Origin of the sequence: Cognaticolwellia mytili (assembly GCF_002104475.1) — a bacterium.
Lineage (GTDB): Bacteria > Pseudomonadota > Gammaproteobacteria > Enterobacterales > Alteromonadaceae > Cognaticolwellia > Cognaticolwellia mytili.
Map to the genome: position 1 here is coordinate 747,223 of NZ_NBOF01000002.1, position 19,087 is coordinate 766,309.

Annotated in this window: 16 protein-coding genes; 5 read left to right on the forward strand and 11 right to left on the reverse strand. The window is 39.0% G+C overall.

All coding sequences use genetic code 11. The features are described 5' to 3' along the window. Positions 1-20: 20 nt before the first annotated feature. The gene (gene hemH / locus B7C41_RS08175; RefSeq protein ID WP_085298297.1) at positions 21-1,040 is read right to left on the reverse strand and encodes a ferrochelatase; all 1,020 of its coding nucleotides are present in this window, start codon (positions 1,038-1,040) and stop codon (positions 21-23) included. A gap of 9 nt (positions 1,041-1,049) precedes the next feature. Then, positions 1,050-1,616, reverse strand: a complete 567-nt coding sequence (locus B7C41_RS08180; RefSeq protein ID WP_235839649.1) for a glutathione peroxidase — start codon at positions 1,614-1,616, stop codon at positions 1,050-1,052. Between the two features lie 319 nt (positions 1,617-1,935). Here B7C41_RS08180 and ccmA point away from each other — a divergent pair, with 319 nt between their 5' ends. The 5 genes from ccmA to ccmE are packed head-to-tail and all read left to right on the forward strand — an operon-like array spanning position 1,936 to position 4,826. Beyond that, positions 1,936-2,607: a cytochrome c biogenesis heme-transporting ATPase CcmA gene (gene ccmA / locus B7C41_RS08185; RefSeq protein ID WP_085298298.1), complete on the forward strand. Its 672-nt coding sequence runs from the start codon at positions 1,936-1,938 to the stop codon at positions 2,605-2,607. 12 nt (positions 2,608-2,619) lie between these two features. Continuing rightward, the gene (gene ccmB, locus B7C41_RS08190; RefSeq protein WP_085298299.1) at positions 2,620-3,303 is read left to right on the forward strand and encodes a heme exporter protein CcmB; all 684 of its coding nucleotides are present in this window, start codon (positions 2,620-2,622) and stop codon (positions 3,301-3,303) included. Between the two features lie 4 nt (positions 3,304-3,307). Then, the gene (locus B7C41_RS08195) at positions 3,308-4,063 is read left to right on the forward strand and encodes a heme ABC transporter permease (RefSeq protein WP_085298696.1); all 756 of its coding nucleotides are present in this window, start codon (positions 3,308-3,310) and stop codon (positions 4,061-4,063) included. After that, complete coding sequence (gene ccmD, locus B7C41_RS08200; RefSeq protein WP_085298300.1) at positions 4,053-4,286, forward strand: heme exporter protein CcmD; 234 nt, start codon at positions 4,053-4,055, stop codon at positions 4,284-4,286. The genes B7C41_RS08195 and ccmD overlap by 11 nt, the downstream gene beginning before the upstream one ends. Before the next feature lie 27 nt (positions 4,287-4,313). Beyond that, positions 4,314-4,826 (forward strand): cytochrome c maturation protein CcmE, encoded by a 513-nt coding sequence (gene ccmE, locus B7C41_RS08205; protein ID WP_085298301.1) that lies wholly within the window; start codon positions 4,314-4,316, stop codon positions 4,824-4,826. Positions 4,827-5,045: 219 nt separating this feature from the next. On the opposite strand, the gene B7C41_RS08210 is transcribed toward ccmE, so the two are convergent. From B7C41_RS08210 to B7C41_RS08250, 9 genes are all read right to left on the reverse strand, one after another. Continuing rightward, complete coding sequence (locus tag B7C41_RS08210) at positions 5,046-6,359, reverse strand: sugar MFS transporter (RefSeq protein WP_085298302.1); 1,314 nt, start codon at positions 6,357-6,359, stop codon at positions 5,046-5,048. A gap of 83 nt (positions 6,360-6,442) precedes the next feature. Continuing rightward, entirely contained in the window at positions 6,443-7,573 is a 1,131-nt protein-coding gene (nagA, locus tag B7C41_RS08215) for an N-acetylglucosamine-6-phosphate deacetylase (RefSeq protein ID WP_085298303.1), read from the reverse strand. Next, positions 7,573-8,586: a glucosamine-6-phosphate deaminase NagB-II gene (gene nagB-II, locus B7C41_RS08220; protein ID WP_085298304.1), complete on the reverse strand. Its 1,014-nt coding sequence runs from the start codon at positions 8,584-8,586 to the stop codon at positions 7,573-7,575. The genes nagA and nagB-II overlap by 1 nt, the downstream gene beginning before the upstream one ends. 105 nt (positions 8,587-8,691) lie before the next feature. Continuing rightward, complete coding sequence (nagK, locus tag B7C41_RS08225; RefSeq protein ID WP_085298305.1) at positions 8,692-9,579, reverse strand: N-acetylglucosamine kinase; 888 nt, start codon at positions 9,577-9,579, stop codon at positions 8,692-8,694. A 160-nt stretch (positions 9,580-9,739) separates the two neighbouring features. Next, the gene (locus B7C41_RS08230) at positions 9,740-12,427 is read right to left on the reverse strand and encodes a family 20 glycosylhydrolase (protein WP_085298306.1); all 2,688 of its coding nucleotides are present in this window, start codon (positions 12,425-12,427) and stop codon (positions 9,740-9,742) included. Positions 12,428-12,511: 84 nt separating this feature from the next. Continuing rightward, complete coding sequence (locus B7C41_RS08235; RefSeq protein WP_085298307.1) at positions 12,512-13,207, reverse strand: SapC family protein; 696 nt, start codon at positions 13,205-13,207, stop codon at positions 12,512-12,514. A gap of 23 nt (positions 13,208-13,230) precedes the next feature. Beyond that, a complete protein-coding gene (locus B7C41_RS08240; protein ID WP_085298308.1) occupies positions 13,231-14,781 on the reverse strand; it encodes a tryptophan halogenase family protein in 1,551 nt (516 codons plus the stop codon). A gap of 9 nt (positions 14,782-14,790) precedes the next feature. Then, a complete protein-coding gene (locus B7C41_RS08245) occupies positions 14,791-16,362 on the reverse strand; it encodes a tryptophan halogenase family protein (RefSeq protein ID WP_085298309.1) in 1,572 nt (523 codons plus the stop codon). Between the two features lie 135 nt (positions 16,363-16,497). Then, positions 16,498-19,056 (reverse strand): TonB-dependent receptor, encoded by a 2,559-nt coding sequence (locus B7C41_RS08250; protein WP_085298310.1) that lies wholly within the window; start codon positions 19,054-19,056, stop codon positions 16,498-16,500. Between the last annotated feature and the right edge of the window lie 31 nt (positions 19,057-19,087).

Genomic DNA, 19,087 nt, shown 5'->3' on the forward strand with positions numbered 1-19,087 from the left:
AAAATTGGCCCATTCTAAAATTACTTATTAATGTGTGGCTCAATTAAATCCACCATTGCAGCAATATGCATATCAGCGTCATTTAGTGCTGGAATATAATGGTACTGTTCACCACCTGCAGCGATAAAGACTTCTTTATTTTCATGTACTAGTTCTTCTAGTGTTTCCAAACAATCAGCACTAAACGCTGGGCTTATAATTGCCACATGTTTATTACCTTCTTGCGCCAAGCTTGCTAGTGTTTCATCTGTATAGGGTTTAAGCCACTCAGCCTTACCAAAACGTGATTGAAAGGTCATGACATAATCGTCTTTATCAAAGCCAAGCTCTTCAACCACTAAACGAGTAGTTTTGTGGCTAAAACAATAATATGGGTCACCCTGCTCCAAAAAGTACTTTGGCATACCATGATAAGAGAAAACTAACTTGTCAGGCTTGCCGTGCGCTTTAATATGATTACTAATACTGCCTGCTAATGCCTTTATGTATAGCGGTTGGTCATGGTAACCACTTTGAAAGTGAATACTTGGGATCCAGCGCCAAGTTTTAATTTTATTAAATACCGCATCAAATGTTGAACCCGTTGTTGGTCCGCCGTATTGCGGATATAAAGGCAACACAACAATATTATTAACCCCGTTTTCCTGAAAGTTTTCTAAGGCATTATCTATCGATGGGTTTCCATAGCGCATAGCCACATCCACCATGACTTTATCGCCATATTTTTCAGTCAGTATTTTCTCAACTTTTTCTTTTTGCTGCTTACTAATCACTAACAGTGGCGAACCTTGTTCAGTCCAAATACTCTCGTATAATTTAGCCGATTTTTTAGGTCTAACACGTAAAATAATGCCGTGTAATATCACTAACCAAATTAAACGCGGTATTTCTACTACACGAGGATCAGAGAGGAACTCACGTAAGTATTTTCGCAGTGCACTAGCGGTTGGGCTATCAGGCGTACCTAGATTAGTTAGTAGCACACCATTTTTTGCGGTGAAGTCATGAATTTTTTTACTTTTTCCAGCGTACCTAGACATAAATTATCTCTATAAAATAGCGTTAACAGCGTTAACGAAAACTTCAGAATCAGGAGTTACCTTACTATTGAAATGCTTCACGGTTTTACCATCAGCACTGACTAAATATTTATAAAAGTTCCATTTTGGCGCAGTAGTTTTATCTGCTAATTTCTTAAAAATTGGATGTGCGTTGCTGCCCCATACATGCACAGGCGATAACATATTGAATGTTACGCCATAATTTACAAAGCAAATGTCGGCAGTATCTTTTTCATTATCTTCCTCTTGAAAAAAATCATCTGAAGGGAAACCGATAACCACTAAGCCCTTGTCTTTATATTCTTTGTGCAATGCTTCAAGTGCGGTAAATTGTGGTGTAAAACCACAATGACTTGCGGTATTAACAATTAACATTGGCTTTCCAGCGGTTAGTTCACACAAGTCCAACATATCTTTTGCATGCAATTTCTTTTCACTATGTTGCATAAATGACAAGCATTGCGTGCTTTCATTCGCGTCTTTTGCGCTAGCATTAAATGTAGTCATCGCTATTAGTAGTGATGGAATTAGTACCCTTGATATTAACATTTTCATAACTTCCCTTATTTTACCAAGCGATATAATTGTTTGAGCCACTTAGTATTAAACAACTTATACGATGTATTATCGCAAATAGCTCACATGATTTCATATTAGATTTAAAACAAATATTACCGTAGTAGCTGAGCCGTCATATTTTTACATTTCCTGTTACGAATCAAGGGTAAACACTAGCCTTTATTGAATGATATAGTATTATAACCATGACTTAATGCGATCAAAGTCAAAATATAGTGACATAAGTCAAATCCTGACCGCTTTTATTAAGCTATCATCAGTCCATATCGTGTATGTATTAATTAAGTAGATAAGTTTGTCTAATTTAAACACAGTAATTGAAACAGCAGCCCAAAGCGTAAATACCTTGTTGAGCGCAGGTAACTTAACTTGTATTCGCGAAGAACGAATATTGTTTGAAGCGCTTGAACTTAATATTTCTGCTGGTGATATTGTACAAATAGAAGGACCAAATGGCGCAGGAAAAACCAGTTTATTGCGTATTCTTGCCGGTTTATCTCAACCTTACGATGGCACTATTTACTTTCAAGGCAAGGCTGTTGCACAGCATCGCGAAGTCTTTCATCAAAACTTACTTTACTTAGGTCACTTACCCGGCGTGAAAGGTGAAATGACTGCACAAGAAAATTTAGAGTTTAATTTAGCCTTACATGGTTTAAATAGCGATACCGCTGAAGCAACATTGGCAGAAGTTAATTTACTTGGTTTTGAAGATGCCTTAGCATCGCATTTAAGCGCTGGGCAGCATCGACGCATATCATTAGCACGTTTGTGGCAAAGTCAGCACAAGGTTTGGATTTTAGACGAACCTTTTACCGCGATAGACAAACTAGGCGTTGAAAAGCTAGAACAATTATTTGTTCAACATGCCGACAATGGTGGTTGTGTAATTCTCACCACTCATCAAGATTTATCGTTACCCGCTGAGCGAGTAAAAAAAGTCACTTTAGCTTATCGTTTTTATTAGGGTTATTTATTCATGACACAACTTTCATATCGAGCGGCATTTTCTTTGATTGTAAAAAGAGATCTGATGATCGCTTTTCGTCACCGCGACGATATCGTTAACCCATTATTATTTTTTATTATTGTCGTTTCATTATTCCCATTAGGTGTTGGCCCAGAAAGTACTACTTTATCGCGCATAGCTCCTGGAATAATTTGGGTGGCAGCACTACTTTCTACTCTACTTTCACTCGATAGGTTATTTAAATCTGATCATGCTGATGGCTCATTAGAACAAATGCTGTTGAGCCCTCACCCAGTATTTATTCTAGTAATTGCAAAAATTTTCGCCCATTGGTTATTAACCGGTTTACCACTGATTTTAATTGCGCCTTTACTCGCAGTATTACTACATTTACATGAAAGTAGTTACGGCGCACTTATGCTGACTTTATTGTTAGGTACGCCAGTACTCAGTTTATTGGGTGCTATCGGTGTTGCCCTAACCGTAGGAATTAAGAAAGGCGGCGTATTATTAAGCCTATTGGTGCTTCCACTTTACATTCCGGTACTTATTTTTGCCACTAGTGCGATTGATACCGCGGCAATGAACTTACCTTATAACGGACAGCTTGCTATAATCGCGGCTATATTTTTTGGTTCGTTAACCTTGGCCCCTTTCGCTGTAAGTGCAGCACTAAAAGTGAGTACAAATTAATATGATGTGGAAATGGCTACACCCTTATGCAAACCCTGAAACCAGCTATCACTTTGCCGGTAAAATATTACCTTGGTGTTCACGCTTAGCTTTCATCTTTTTATCGATTGGTATTGTTTGGGCATTACTCTTTGCGCCAGCTGATTATCAACAGGGCGATACTTTTAGAATATTTTATTTGCACGTACCTGCTGCCATGTTGTCGATGGGCATTTATTTAGGTATGGCTATTGCAGCTCTATCAAGCTTAGTTTGGCAGTTAAAACTCGCTGATGCCTCAGCCGCGGCTATGGCACCAATTGGCGCTACATTTACCTTTATAGCCTTGGTCACAGGTGCTGCATGGGGCAAACCTATGTGGGGTACATGGTGGATTTGGGATGCACGATTAACCTCAGAGTTAATATTACTATTTTTATATTTAGGTGTTATTGCATTACACAACGCCTTTGAAGATAAAAGTTTAGCAGGTAAAGCCGCAGGTATATTGGCATTAGTTGGGGTAATCAATTTACCGGTGATTAAATATTCGGTTGAATGGTGGAACACCCTTCATCAAGGAGCAACAGTCAGTAAAATTGGTCAGCCTTCGATGACTGCTGATATGTTTTGGCCTTTCTTGATTTGCTTTATTGGCTTTTCATTGTTGGTCACGGCTTTAATATGCGTACGTTTTCGCACCGAAATATTAAACCGAAATAGCATGCGCCCTTGGGTGCGTGAACTCGTGATGCAAGAGGAGAATACTCATGCAGTTTGATAGCTTCAGCACATTTTTAGATATGGGTGGTTACGGCTTCTTTGTCTGGCTATCTTATGGTGTTAGTATCACGGCATTAGCTTTACTGGTATTTTCTAGCCTTAGTAGCCATAAAAAAATTAAACAGCAAATTGTTCAGCGCCAGAAACGTGAAACGAAATTACGTCAAGCAGCTGAGCAACAAAAAGCACAAGCTCAGCCAAGTGCCGAGCAATCATCATAGTTAAAGAATTAAGTTAAGAGGTAAAATATGAATCCACGTCGTAAAAAGCGATTAACCATCGTATCGTCAATTATTATCGGACTAGGGGTTGTCGCTGGTTTAGTTTTGTATGCTTTAAGCCAAAATATCGATTTATTTTATAAGCCTTCAGAAATTTATAACGGTAAAGAAGATACAGGTATTAAAGCTATTAACGGCCAAAGACTACGTATTGGCGGTTTAGTGGTACCAGGTAGCGTACATCGTGATCCAGAGAGCTTAAAAGTAAGCTTCAAATTAGCAGATATGAGAATGCCAATCGCTTTTTCAGCGTCTGATCCAACCGTAACAGTAACTTATGACGGTATTTTGCCTGATCTATTCCGTGAAGGACAAGGCATTGTGGCTAACGGCAAATTAGTTCATGGCAACATGATCGAAGCTAGTGAAGTTCTTGCCAAGCATGATGAAAACTATATGCCAAAAGAACTGGCTGATGATACTGGTGAGAAACATGTTAAGCCAAATTACAGCAAAGCCCAGCTAGATTCAAAAACCTAGCCAAGCGCAATAATATTGTTAAAAAGCGAACTAAGGTATTAGTTCGCTTTTTTATTACCATCAAAAAAACGTATTCTAATTATCTTTTTAACTTACCTTTCAAGCATAAAAAAACCCTGAAGAAACTTCAGGGTCGATCAATTTGACCAATACGCACTCGAAACACTAGCAATACACCTTGATGCTATGCCTGATTTAGCCATAACACCAAAAACTTGTTTACCAACTTCTTAACTTATGGCCCTTTAACGCATAGAACAGGATAAATAAATAACAGGGTAAACCAACAACATAAGCGAGCTGAGTGCTATCAAGCCACAATGATAATTTGCCAAAAACAAGTGGCAGAATCGCTCCACCTGAAATTCCCATAATAAGTAGTGCTGAGCCTTGAGCCGTAAACTTACCTAAACCATCTAATGCTAATGGCCAAATCGATGGCCAAACTAATGCATGTGCTAAGCCCATTAGTGCCACAAAAGTAACAGTATCAGGTAGTACTTGAATTCCACTCCAGCCCCAAAGTATATCAGCAATTAACGTCGACTCCGTTGATGCAAACATCACCCCAAAAATACAAATAGAACCTGCTATTGCTGAGCCTATCAGTGCTTTTTCTTGTGAAATATATTTTGGAATACAAGTAACACCAATAATATAGCCCAATACCATAAATACCATGGTGTATGAGGTTAACCCTGAAAAATTAGGTACTGACAGCGATGCACCATACAAACCAATGGTATCGCCAGCTATTACCTCAACACCTACATAAGCAAATAAAGCGATAGCACCAAGAATAATTTGTGGATACTGCGTAATACTGGTTTTTTCATCCACTGAATTTGAATTTTCAGTATCGAAATTAAGCTCAGGTAACGCAGAGAACTTCACTAAGCCAATTAACGCAAATAGAATAACCGCAATTATGATGTATGGTTGTACAAGACGAGCTGACAATTCAGCCAATTTTTCTGCTTTTGATACCTCATCTAATGTCGCTAAGTAGCTTTCAGAGAAATCGCCTATGCCCGATAAGATCAAGACCGTAAAAACAATCGGTACGATCACACCTGCACTTTTATTGATTAACCCCATAATACTGATGCGCATAGCGGCACTTTCTTTTGGACCGATGTGAACAATGTAAGGGTTTGATGCAGTTTGTAAGATAGTTAGCCCTGTTGCCAAGACAAATAAACCTACAAGAAAAAATAAGAAATTAGCACTTAGTGCTGCAGGAATATGCAGCAAGGCACCAACTGCCATAATAGCTAAACCCAACGCCATACCATTTTTGTAGCCGGTTTTCCGCAGCACATATGACATAGGTAATGCCATAAAGGTGTAGGCAATATAGAATGCAAAAGTCACAAACAAAGCTTGGAATTCATTCAATTCACATATCACTTTCAAAAAAGGAATCAGTGAGCCATTTAGCCAAGTTACAAAGCCAAAAATAAAAAATAGAATACCGATAATAACCATGGGTAAAACGCTACTGCGTTGTTGGTCTGTCATTGTTGTTTCCATAATTTCCTCATGCGTTTATTACGCTTTTAATTATAATTTTACTTTATGGCTTTATGTTTATACGTTATTTTTCAAAAAGATGCTTAAGCTTTATAGCGACATTTTCCGGCAATCCATGTTGATTGCACGTTCAGTTCATTATCGAGTACAACAAAATCAGCTTGTTTACCGACAACAAGTTGACCTCGTTGCTGATCTTTAATGTAATTAGCCGGATAGTCTGAAGCCATACGTAAGGCTTCATCTAGCGCCAGCTTTAAGTGAGTGTGAGCATTTTTTACCGCTGTTGCCATATCAAGCACTGACCCAGCTAATTCACCGGTGCTGGAAGTCAATTTACCTCGCGATAAATATACATGGCGATCAAAAAATGCAAAAGTTTGATCATCGGTTCCAATTGGCGGCATAGCATCAGTCACTAAAAATATTTTACCAACAGGCTTAGTTTTAAGCGCAAGTTGACAGCTTGCATAATCAACATGATGACCATCAACAATTAATCCGCATGCGGTATTGTCATTTAATAGCGCGCAACCTGTAACACCCGGCTCTCGACCTTGTAATGGCGACATGGCATTAAATAAATGCGTAAAACCTGTAGCACCTGCTTCCACAGCTGATTGTGCTTGTGCGTAACTCGCATTGCTATGGCCGATAGAAACATAAATACCTGCAGCAACCATACGCTGAATATCTTTATCAGCGACAGTTTCAGGTGCCAAAGTTACTAACACTTTACCAATATCTTTACGCTCAAGCACTTGCCATTCTTCGTCGCTAATATCACGAATAAATTGCTCACTATGAGCGCCTTTTTTGGCGACAGATAAGTGAGGGCCTTCAAAGTGAATACCAATAATTCCCGGTTCATTACTTGCTATCGCACTGGCAATGGCATCAGCAGCTTCAGCCATCACACTCACCGTGTCGGTGATTAATGTCGGTAACATAGCGGTAGTGCCAAATTTTGCATGCGCCGCCATAATGGCTCTAATTCCCACAAGGCTTGGTGTTGAATTAAATAACACACCACCGCCACCGTTAACTTGTAGGTCAATAAAACCTGGTGCAACTAAGCCACTAACTTGTGCAGTAAAGTTACTGACCTCATCATCAAAACCCATAATAATGCCATCATCAATAATGATCACTTTATTATCTTGATAGCTTACGCCGTCGAATAAACGCTGTGTAAGTACTCTGCTGATAGTCATTATACTGTCCGTGTTACCTTTTTAAGGCCTTTGGGCTCATCAGGATTAAAACCTCTTGATACGGCAACATGGGCAACATCTAAATAAAATCGCTGTAAAACGACTAATGGAGCGAGTCTAGGGTGTACGTTAATTTCTAACTGCTTTAAGGTAACAACATCAGCGCCGCGCGCTAACATTTCATTTATTTGTTCACCGTGTGCAGCAGCGCTTTCATCATTAACTTGGCAATTTAAAATTGCTAACCCTTGTTCTACTAGCGTTACTGGGCCATGTAAAAACTCAGCACTAGAAAATGACTCTGCGTGAATACTGCTAACTTCTTTCAGTTTCAATGCCATTTCTTTGGTGATGGCGTAACCTAAACCACGACCTAGTACCACCATGTTTTTAACCCCAGCAATAGATTCTGGCGTTAACTGTGCAGGTGTATCAATCATGGCTTGCATCGCAGCAGGAAGTGACGCTAAGGCAGTAATTAGTTCTTCATTTTGAGTCCAATAAGCGGTTAATTGTAATAAAGCTGACAATGTCGCAAGGTAGCTTTTTGTTGCCGCTACTGAAATTTCTGCGCCTGCTTTTAGAGGTAACACATCATCAACAATATCAGCTAATGGCGAGCTTTCATCATTCACTAAAGCAACACAATATGCCCCCGCAGCTTTTGCCATTTCAGCCTGAGCAATAATGTCAGGGCTTCGGCCTGATTGTGAAATAACAATCACCAAAGCTTGCTCGAGTTTCAGTTTTTTACCATATACACTTGATACTGATGGCGCGGCGGCAAACGTTGGCACACCGGCTTCTATTTCAATTAGATACTTACCAAATACACCTGCGTGATCTGATGATCCTCGCCCAATGATCATCACCATTTTAGGATCTAACTTACGTAGGTTTTCACCGATGACATTGGCTAACGCCTGATTAGCTTTGAGCTGATTCTCAACTACTACAGGTGCCTGTTTGGCTTCTTTTTCCATAATAGTTTGGGTGACATTTGCTTGTGTCATAGTGCTACCTTAATTTAACGTGTAATTAATTTTTATTGTCGAACGCCTAGTAATAGCGCTGACCATAAAGTTTGAAATTTTCTTAATGCAGTTAATTGCTTCTAACTAACCCATTTGCTGGCGAGCATAAAAAACAGCGCCGACTTCTGGCGAGTTTAATGGCGCCGATAAGCTTTTTTGGACATCTTTCGCCAACCAAGGTAACAATCGTGGTGTTAGGCCACCAATGAGTGACAAACGAGGAGGGCAACGTTTAGATAATTGAGTGGCAACATTATCGATATAACCGGCCCCTTCTTGAACAATCGCCAGTGCCAAGGCATCACCTTGTTCAGCAGCATCAAAAACTAAATTAGCCATACGGGCATAAAAAGCAGCAGGTTTACCGGCAATGGCTTCAACAAGCTCAACGCCTGTTGTAACACTTAATAAGCTAAGTAATTTGTCGTTAAGTGAACTTGTGACAATTAAGCCATCTAATGACAATAAGACCTGTTTTGCTGCTTGCAAACCAAACCATGCACCACTGCCTTTGTCGCCATGGGGGAAACCATGTGCGCCAACAATGTATTCTTCACCATCTACATAAGAAAACCCACAGGAGCCAGTGCCTGAAATAATTACCGCACCGTCAGCGCCTTGATGCGCACCTAAACAGGCAATTAATAAATCTGTTGTTAAATGCATGGCTTTAAATGGATGTTGCCACTGATTCATTTGCTCAAATAATACTGGCAGATTAACTCCGGCTAAACCTACACCTGCAACAATATTACTAAGCGATGACTCTGGAATATTTGCATCAGCTAACGCGAGTTTTGTCGATGCAACAATTGAATGAGTTGCCTGTTCAAAACCATGTAATGGATTGCCCGGACCAGAAATACCTGTGCCAAGAATTTCATTTTCAGCAGACATAACGATAGCTTTGCATTTACTACCACCACCATCGATACCTAAAAATATGTTGTTATTATCATCACTACTTAGCATCTCGACCTCATGTCTGCACCACGTAAGCCCTGCTATTTCACTAGGGCTAAACTCTATCTGTTTTAATTTTAACCACAAATGACAGCGTTGTCATTTGTTTTTTGTATTATTTTTACACTTTTTATCAATGATACTTAACCTACATAATAATCAATTGAATTTATTGATTATTATGTTCTATCACACTGATCTTTGAACTGCGTTTACCATCAAAAGAACGACTTCTAACACTTACATTGCCACTAACTTTGACTGGGTGTTGGTAGCTTTTCCATGCTCCACTCGCTTCTTGGTACTCAATCATTAAGCCAGGAAAAGCAATGTTGGCCCTAAGTTCGCCACCAACTATCGTCGCACCGACATTTGGTAAGCGATAAAACACTTGAGATTCTTCTAATTTAGCTAAGGATTTTTGTCCGATAATGTTGGCAAAAGTACGCCATTGCTTTTCACGTTGAACTTGGCGTTCTTTGCTAAACTCATTAGTATTTTGATTATATTGAGCGCCTTGATAATTATATGGTACGGCCCAGTTGGCTTTATGCCATGCCCTTTCAGCTAAGGCATATAAGCGTGGAAATATCTTATATTCTGCCATGGTATCGCTTCGAGTATTTTCACTCCAAAGTTGGCCTTGAATACCGTAGAAAGTTTTCCCTTTTGCCAATGGGCTTTTACGATCATCAGCAATGTAAGGGTTATCTTCTCGATCTAACCAAATTTCAGCATGAACGGGTAAGTTATCAGGCATAAACTGAAATACTTTTTCAGTATTGGTATGTCGTGATGCCCAGTAATAACCATGCTCTTTCGGATCCGCCTCATAAGGAAAATCAAAATATAAAACATCAGGGCTAGAAATAACCACCTGCCAATCTCGATTCGTTAACTCATGCACTTTTTCATGACCGCCCCAAAACAATACATCCCACGCATTCGACTGCACAATTGCTGGCATATTTTCTTTGCGAGTATGCGACAAACCATCACTCCAGCCTGCGGTTTCAATATCCAAGTCTGAGAGAATACTAGCAACTCGTTCAATAAAGTAAGCACCTAGCTCACTCATATCGTTTACGCCATAATTGTTATTTGCGACAAACGCTTTACATGCAGGAGAATCAACCCAAGCACCGGCGGTTTCATCTGCACCTATGTGGTAGCGTGTTAACGGTTGGCCTGCTTCAGCATGTATTTGCTTTACTTGTGTCATCACTTCATGAACAAATGCGTACGACGATTCGAGGCAAACATTAATCGTATTGTCATTATAAAACTGTACTGATGAATATTTCGTAGTATCAAGCGGATCATATAAATTAAATTGTTGAGATTTTTCTTCATTTTCAGCAATAGCATATTTTTTCGTTCTTGCTGCCATTGCTTTAATCGCCGCACGAGAATGACCTGGCATATCAAGTGATGGGATCACCTGAATATGTCTGGCACTCGCCGCTTTTAATATTTCTTGATAATCAGCAACGCTGTAATAACCGTTAACACTACTTTTCTGTTCAATACCAGCGCCCAATTGTGGTTGTAAACAAATTTGATCGCTTAGGTCAAAACAACGATTGGCACTGACTTGCGTTAGTTCTGGCAAGGATGGAATTTCTAGTCGCCAGCCTTCGTCATCACCTAAATGTAGATGTAATTTATTAAGTTTGTAAGCCGCCATTTGGTCAAGTAATCGTAAGATAAATGCTTTCGAATGGAAATTGCGTGCGACATCAACTAATAAGCCGCGAAATTGATAATGGGGTTCGTCATCAATTCGTACTTGTGCTACCTGCAAACTGTTAGGCATCATCAAACTAGCAAGTGACTGTAAGCCATTAAAAACCCCCGCACTATCAACACCAATTATTTCTATTGCTTGTTTAGATACATTTAATTGATAACTTCCCAATAACTTAGTGCTATCAGCCACTATTGATAGTGTTGTACTAACACCTGATGGTGCTTGCTTAACACCTAAGCGCGCTAAACGTTTTAAGGCTGCGTCAACTTTGGCTGGTGCTAACTTGTTATAGCTAACATTAATACCCTGGCCGAGGTCTAACGTTTGAAAATGACTATCAACAATCATCTGTTTAGGCGTTGGAATAACTTTATCGCTGACATCGACTAATTTATCGCCTAGCTTTAAGTTACGTTGGTAAAGTTCAGCGCTACTTAACCATTGAGTTTTATCATTAGCCGTGCGTTTAAATTGTTTTTCAGGGTCAGTAAAAGGCACAACAAAAGGCAACGTCTCTAAACCAGTTGCTGAGTCAATGCCTGCCATGGTACTTTTTATCACTTCTGGCTTAATCGCTTTCCCAGCAGAGTTTCGATTTACGGCGCTAACAGTATAATTTGGAATGGCATCAGTTTCTGACAATGACCAAAACATCGCACGGTAAAGTATGTGTTTAGTTTCATTTTCAGCGAAACCTTTGAAATTGTCTGATAATGAGATCTGATGCAAATCGCCATTAATATGCTTAACGCTAAACTCAGTACTTTCAAAAGATTGGATTGGGGCAATTTGACTAAAATTAATTTGCCAACCGTTAGCTGAAATAGCCTGCTTTGCTGTTAGTGTCAACTCGACCTCAAAGCAATTACCATCGGCAATATCTTGCTGACATTTATCGCTGGGGATATTGGTTACAACGCGATGTTTAACCTGTAAGTTGTTGGCGATATTGCTAATGTCATCGGTATTAACTACAGTCAACTGCGCAGTTACAGCGTCATCTATCTTAACCTCATTGCTAACTTCTTGGCTTTTTATGCCGGTTTTTCCGCAAGAGCTAATCGTTAATATGGTCAAAAATGCTAGCGAAATTGAATGTTTATACATAGCTACTCTTCAGATTTTCTCATTTCAAACGAGAGAGGACATGGCGATAAAGCATGCAATGTCCATAGATTATAAAGGGAAATATTACGATAAATTGATTAGCCTAGAGATTCGCTGTAATGAAAACATACAGGCATAAATAGGTGCGAGTAAATGTTCATCTTTTAAAGCACTGAACGTTTCTGCAGCTAGTTTATTAATTTTATTTTCATCGACAATGTATAACCCCGTTAGGTTAATTTCTTTACCTTTATTGGTTGTAATTGTCAGTGCTTGCGGAGAAATTAGTTCATTATTAACTAGTCGCTCAACGAAGCGTTGTGTTGCCGGAACTTGCGCACTAAATTGTGACATCAACTCTATTTTATTCGCTAGAAGTTCTGATTGTTGTCCACCATTAATAAATAACGCTTCACCTTCACTTTCGTTAACTTCACTTGCATTAATATCAATTGCTACAATCTGATTGTCAGCGTTTTCGATACTAGATGTAAGCGCTAATGGATAACCTCTAAGCTGCATTGGGATATACTCTGCTTGCCAACCATCAACATGACAAAACAAATTTTCATTGGGTTCAAGTCCAACTAAAGCAACTAAATGAAATTGACCTGTTTGGGCGTCTTTTATAAAAACGATAGGGTAATCAGCTTGTGCTTGGCTGAGTTCAAATACAGATAATGGAACCACATGAGACTTTGCTGCATGCGCATAGCTAGCATCTGTTTTTATTTTTAGTTTTTTATGCTTATTATTATTTAACGCTTGAAAATTAGACATGATAATTCCTACAGTAAAATTTATTAAATAGCTTGGAAGCTATGCTTCATCAATTGATCAATTAAGGCTCTATTGGTTGGTAGTTGTGCCAGTAATTGCTGCGTTATTTTTTGATTTTTATGAGTAATGTTATCCGCCATTCGCTGTTGATTAAACGATGCAGTGTTATGGGAAATTTGCTGTGAAAAGCCCATTCCATGCAAAACGTACTGGTAGCTATCTTGTAAAAATGGCTCATAAACATGAGGAAAGTCATATTGGCTTATCGGATGATAGCGCCAATTTTCTATCTGCTCTTGTAAACTATCAGGTACCGATGGCAGTACTTTATTAGCTTGCCAAAAATCTTCAGTTCTATTGGATAGAAAATAATGTAGCTTGATAAAATCAATGGTTTTTTTCCAACGATAGTTAAAAGATTCATTAAATTTTTTCTCAACCATCGGCAATAAACTGCGGTGACGTGGGAATTGCTCACAAAGCATATTAGCGGAGGCTTCAATAAGAAATATTGCAGAGGCTTCTAATGGCTCTACAAACGCTGCAGACAAACCAATGGCAACACAATTACGGTGCCAGAATTTTTCTCTATAACCACAATTCATTTTAATTCGACGAGAGGATAACTGCTCAGCTTGCGGTCCAACATAAGCTCTTAAAGTCGCTTCTGCTTCATCATGACTAATAAAATCAGAGCAATATACATAGCCAGTGCCTCTGCGATTGGCTAAGCTAATGTCCCATGTCCACCCTGCCGATTGTGCTGTTGAGACGGTTGCGCTATTTATTTCTTGCGCTGGTGACTGATAGGGTACTTGCATAGCTATGGCATGATCGGTAAATAAAGTATCTTTTATTGATTTAAACTTAATGCCATAAGTTTCGCCCAACAAAAGACACTTAAAACCTGAACAATCTACAAAGAAATCTCCTGCAATAACCCCTGATTTGTCAGTATCAACCGCATAAATATCACCATGTTCGTCAATATTAACCTTAGTGACATTCGCACTGATAAATTTAACACCAAATTTTTTAACACAGAGTTCTTTTAGGAATTCAGCAAATTTACCCGCATCTAAGTGATAAGCGTAATTCACTAAACCTTCATATGCCCTATTTGTCATACTTTTTGGCGCTAAGCCTTGCTGACAAATAGCCGCTTGTGGGCTAATAAAATCAGCGTAACTCTGACTTCTATCTGACATTGTCCAATACGGACTTAAATTAAACTCTTCAGCGCCAATAATGCCACTAAACAAGTGATAATAACTATTTGTATTATTAGCTGTTGGGGGTTCTTTCCAATTGACAAATTTTGTTGCTTGCTTAAAGGATGCATAGCAAAAACGCATGAATTCACTTTCATCTATATCTAACTCCGCCAAGGTTTTTCGCATAGTTGGCCAAGTCCCTTCACCAACACCAATCGTTGGAATATCAGGTGATTCAATTAAGGTAACTTGCACCGCATCTTTAGCAACACTATTGAGCTTCTTAGATAACTTGGCTGCAGTAAGCCAACCGGCAGTGCCGCCACCAACAATAACAACCTGATTTATATTATTATTCATTTACTGCCTCTATATTTTATTAAAGCCGTGCTGTAAAACTTGGTTAATAAGTTCTCGTTGTTCTGGTAATTTACCTATCAACAAGCCACTAGCAAGATCTATACGCTCAAACATTTCATTAGCTTTAACTGAATCGCTATAGGCTGCTTTATTATCACTAATATCGGTATTAAAGTTCATGCCGTACAAAACATATAAATAACTATCTAAATTAAATGGTTCCCAAGCGTTATCAAAATCATATTTTGTTGGAGGCTTTGTTTGCCAGTAGCTGAGACGGTCAAGCAAATGATTTGGGATGCTTTTGACATCACAATTATCTCGCCAATATTGGCTATCTTGACGCTGTGAAATACAATAATGTAATTTGATGAATTCGACAGTTCGTTCCATACGCATTGTAAAGTGTTGGTTAAATTTATCTTCAACATAGGCCATTTGTGCGCGAGTTCTTGGGAACTGTGCTGCAATCATATTTGCAGCGGCATCAAACAAATAGATTGCTGACGCTTCTAATGGTTCCACAAAGCCTGCAGACATACCAATAGCAACACTGTTTTTATGCCAAAATTTCTTGTGGTAACCATGATTAAGTTTAATTTTTCGAATACTAAGTTCATCTGAGTAATCATCACCAATATAGTCAATGAGTTGCTGTTTTGCCTGACTCTCATCAATATACTTACTACTATAAACATGCCCTACGCCACGACGTTCTTGCAGCCCTATATCCCAAATCCAACCTGATGTTTGTGCGGTTGCAACCGTATGCGTGTTAATTGCTTGTTGATTATCTTTATAAGGTACTTGAACAGCCAACGCTGTATCATTGAATAAAATGTCGCTAATATCATGCCAGTCAATGTTATAAGTTTGCTTTATAATCAATCCCTTAGCGCCACTACAATCGATGAAAAAATCAGCAGAAATTGAACTTTTTGAAACATGATCAGTTTCAACTGATGAGATAAACTCGTTGTCATCAAGAACAATATTAGTGACATTCGCACTGACAAATTTTACCCCGAGCTTGTTTATACAATGTTGCTTTAAAAAGTGGGCAAATTTATTAGCATTGAGGTGATAGGCATACTCTTGAGCTGCACTATATTCTGCCATAACAATTTGTTTAGGTGCCTTACCTGCATCACATAACCTAGCTTGCGAAGCAACAGCTCTGTCGTAAGGTTTTCGGGAGCCTTTATCTTGCATTAGCCAGTATGGAGCGAGATTAAAGTCATACGAGGAATGGCTAACAGTACTTAATGGGTGATAGTAACTTGATTGCTCATTTTCAGTCGGTGTATTTGTCCAATTAACAAATTCAGCACCTTGTTTAAACGTTGCATCACATTCACGAATAAAATCAGTTTCATTCACACCTATTTTACGTAGCGTTGCTCTTAAGTTTGGCCAAGTCCCCTCACCAACACCCAAAATTGGAATGTCAGGTGATTCGACTAATGTAACTTGAACACCGTCCTGCAATTTACTATTTAGGCTTTTAGCTAATATTGCAGCACTTAACCAACCTGCAGTGCCACCACCGATAATAAGGATATGATCATTCTTTGTGGTCATTTTGTTTTCTCATAGTGCGGTGAATCAAACATTAGCTATAGCAAAACGATTCAATTGAGGAAAGAGTTTAATTAATTTAGGAAAAATAAACTTGAAAGGGAGGGAGAACTACCCTTCCAAGTTTAACGTTACTACTTATAAACGGTAAGAAACCTTCAAGAAAACGTTACGGCCATTATCTGCCGCTAAACGCATTGCGGTGTAACCTTCACCAAATCGTTGCGTTGTTGTTTCATTGAATAAGTTTGTACCCTCAATGCTTACATCTAGGTTTTCAGTAGCATGCCATGTGGCATTCATATCAAAAATTCCGTAAGAATCCCAATTGGTGCTACCACCAATACCTGTAGAAGGCGAAATAAAGCTATCACGGTAGGTATATGCAGCGCGTGCTGAGAACATATCATTTTCAAAGTAAGCACTTAGGTTATAACTAAGCTTTGATAACCCAGACAATGGTTTCTCAACGATTGCATCATTTTCTTCTTGTAAGCCAAAGCCTTCAGTATAAGTTACGTTTGCAGACCAACCAAACTCACCCATCTGTTGTTGATATTGAGCTTCAACACCTTGAAGTTCACCACCAAGACCCTGACCTGGCTCACTAACAATGTATGTAGTGCCATTCGCTTGTATTCTACTTTCATTGGCACCAGGAACAATAAATGAGCGAATATCTTTATTAAATAAGGTTGCAGATAAAAGCGATTCCTCATTAAAGTACCATTCCACACCAATATCTGCCTGCGTTGCACGGTACGGGTCAAGCTTGATACTACCACGAGTAATATTAATTGATGCCGCGCCTGAATTAGAAGACGGTATATTTGCTGCAGGGTTTAAGAAAGTGTAATTAGGGCGACTTATAACTTTAGCTGCCGACATACGTAAAATGACATTTTCCGATAAATTTAATGCTAAGTTAAAGCTAGGTAACCAATCGCTATAGTCACTTTTTTCTGTTTCAATTTTTGACGTATCAATGTAACCATAATAGTCAGCTGAGGTATCAGTAGCTACATAACGTAAACCTAAGTTACCACGGTAATCATCGCCACTGAAATCACCTTGTACATACATGGCAAAAATATCTTCTTTAATAACACCATAGCTTGATGTATTTAAGCTTTCGCCTGTTTTATGTGCGTTGTAATGAGCACGTAATTTATCACCACTAACTCTTGCAATGTTGGTTGGAGAGCCAGCTAATAAACCAACTCCAGAATGGTTAAAGTGACCATCAGCAAATGTTGCTTTAGTAATACCTGTGGTTAAACTATCATCAAACGTCCAGGCATTAGAGTAGCTGGTAAATTCATGATCGCGTAATTTAACACCTGTTTTAAAATTCGAAACGGGTCCCCAATCGACTTCAAAATCAAAATCAACCTGAGCAAAAGTTTCTTCATCTTTACGGAAGCCAGCAGTAACAGCACCATTATTCAAAACATACTCTGAGTGGTCACTAGCATCAGTGCCATTTGGTGACAATAACATTGCCCCACTACCGGTCATATCAAAATCAATTGAAAGATCACTATTACTTGAAACCCAACCAGCGTTATAGTTTCCGCCATCACCACCTGTTGCTTCAGTAGTACCTATTTTGGCATTAACAGTATAAGCATCAGCGCTATACTCTATTTCATAAGCTAATACTTCTGTGTCCATTTCAGCATTACGGGTATTCTGATCATCAAACGGAGCACCGGCATAATTACCATTTAAAGCAAAGCCATTTGTTGGAGAGAATTCAGTTGCACCAGTAACATTAGCGTTGAAACCATCAGGATCTGTACCTGCAATTATTAAATAGTTTTGGTTGCTGTTTGCTGCATCTAAATCGACATGAAAGTAGTGTAAGTTCATAGACAATGAATCAGATGGCGCATACTGAAGTGTTAAATCAATAGCATCTCGCTCACGAGTTTGTGCAAACTCAGCAATACCAGCGCCGGCCCAACCATCATCCATATAGTTTTCAGCTTTATGGGCACGACCTATCGTTTCTAATGTTGATAAGGCAGCCAAAATACCAAAGTTTTCATCATTGTTTTTCCAGCTATACATACCAGTAAAGCCTTTGCCATTTTCATCGGCAATACTATTATCTTGATATTCTGCAGATAGAAATAATGTATTTGCATCCAAATCTAGAGGTTTACGAGTACGTACGACAACCGTACCACCTACGCCACCTTCATCAAGAGTTGCTGTTGGTGATTTATAAACATCAACACCAGCAACTAACTCTGGCGGCAATAAATCCATATCAAACGAACGTTTTGCTGCTTGTTGAGAGAACCAACCAGTAGAAGCAACATAATTGCCATTCATACTAACCTGAGTAAGTTCAGAGTTTGTGCCACGGATAGAAACATCCCCCCCCTCACCAGCAAAGCTTCTAACAATACTTACACCAGGGATTCTCTGTAGTGATTCTGCAATGTTGCGGTCAGGGAACTTACCAATGTCCTCAGCTGAAATCGAATCTACAACTGCATCAGCAAAGCGTTTTTGGTTGAGCGCCTCTTTAAGTGAACCGCGAATACCGGTAACTTGAATTCGTTCTACTTCTTTCTCGGCTTTATCAGCTGTATCTTCTGCAGCCATTGCAAATGGTGAAGCACCACCTGCAAGGATCAAAGCGATACTGCTCGCCAATACGCCTTTTTTAAATGTTTTAGATGACATCGACTTTCCCTTACACACGTTTTATATAGTA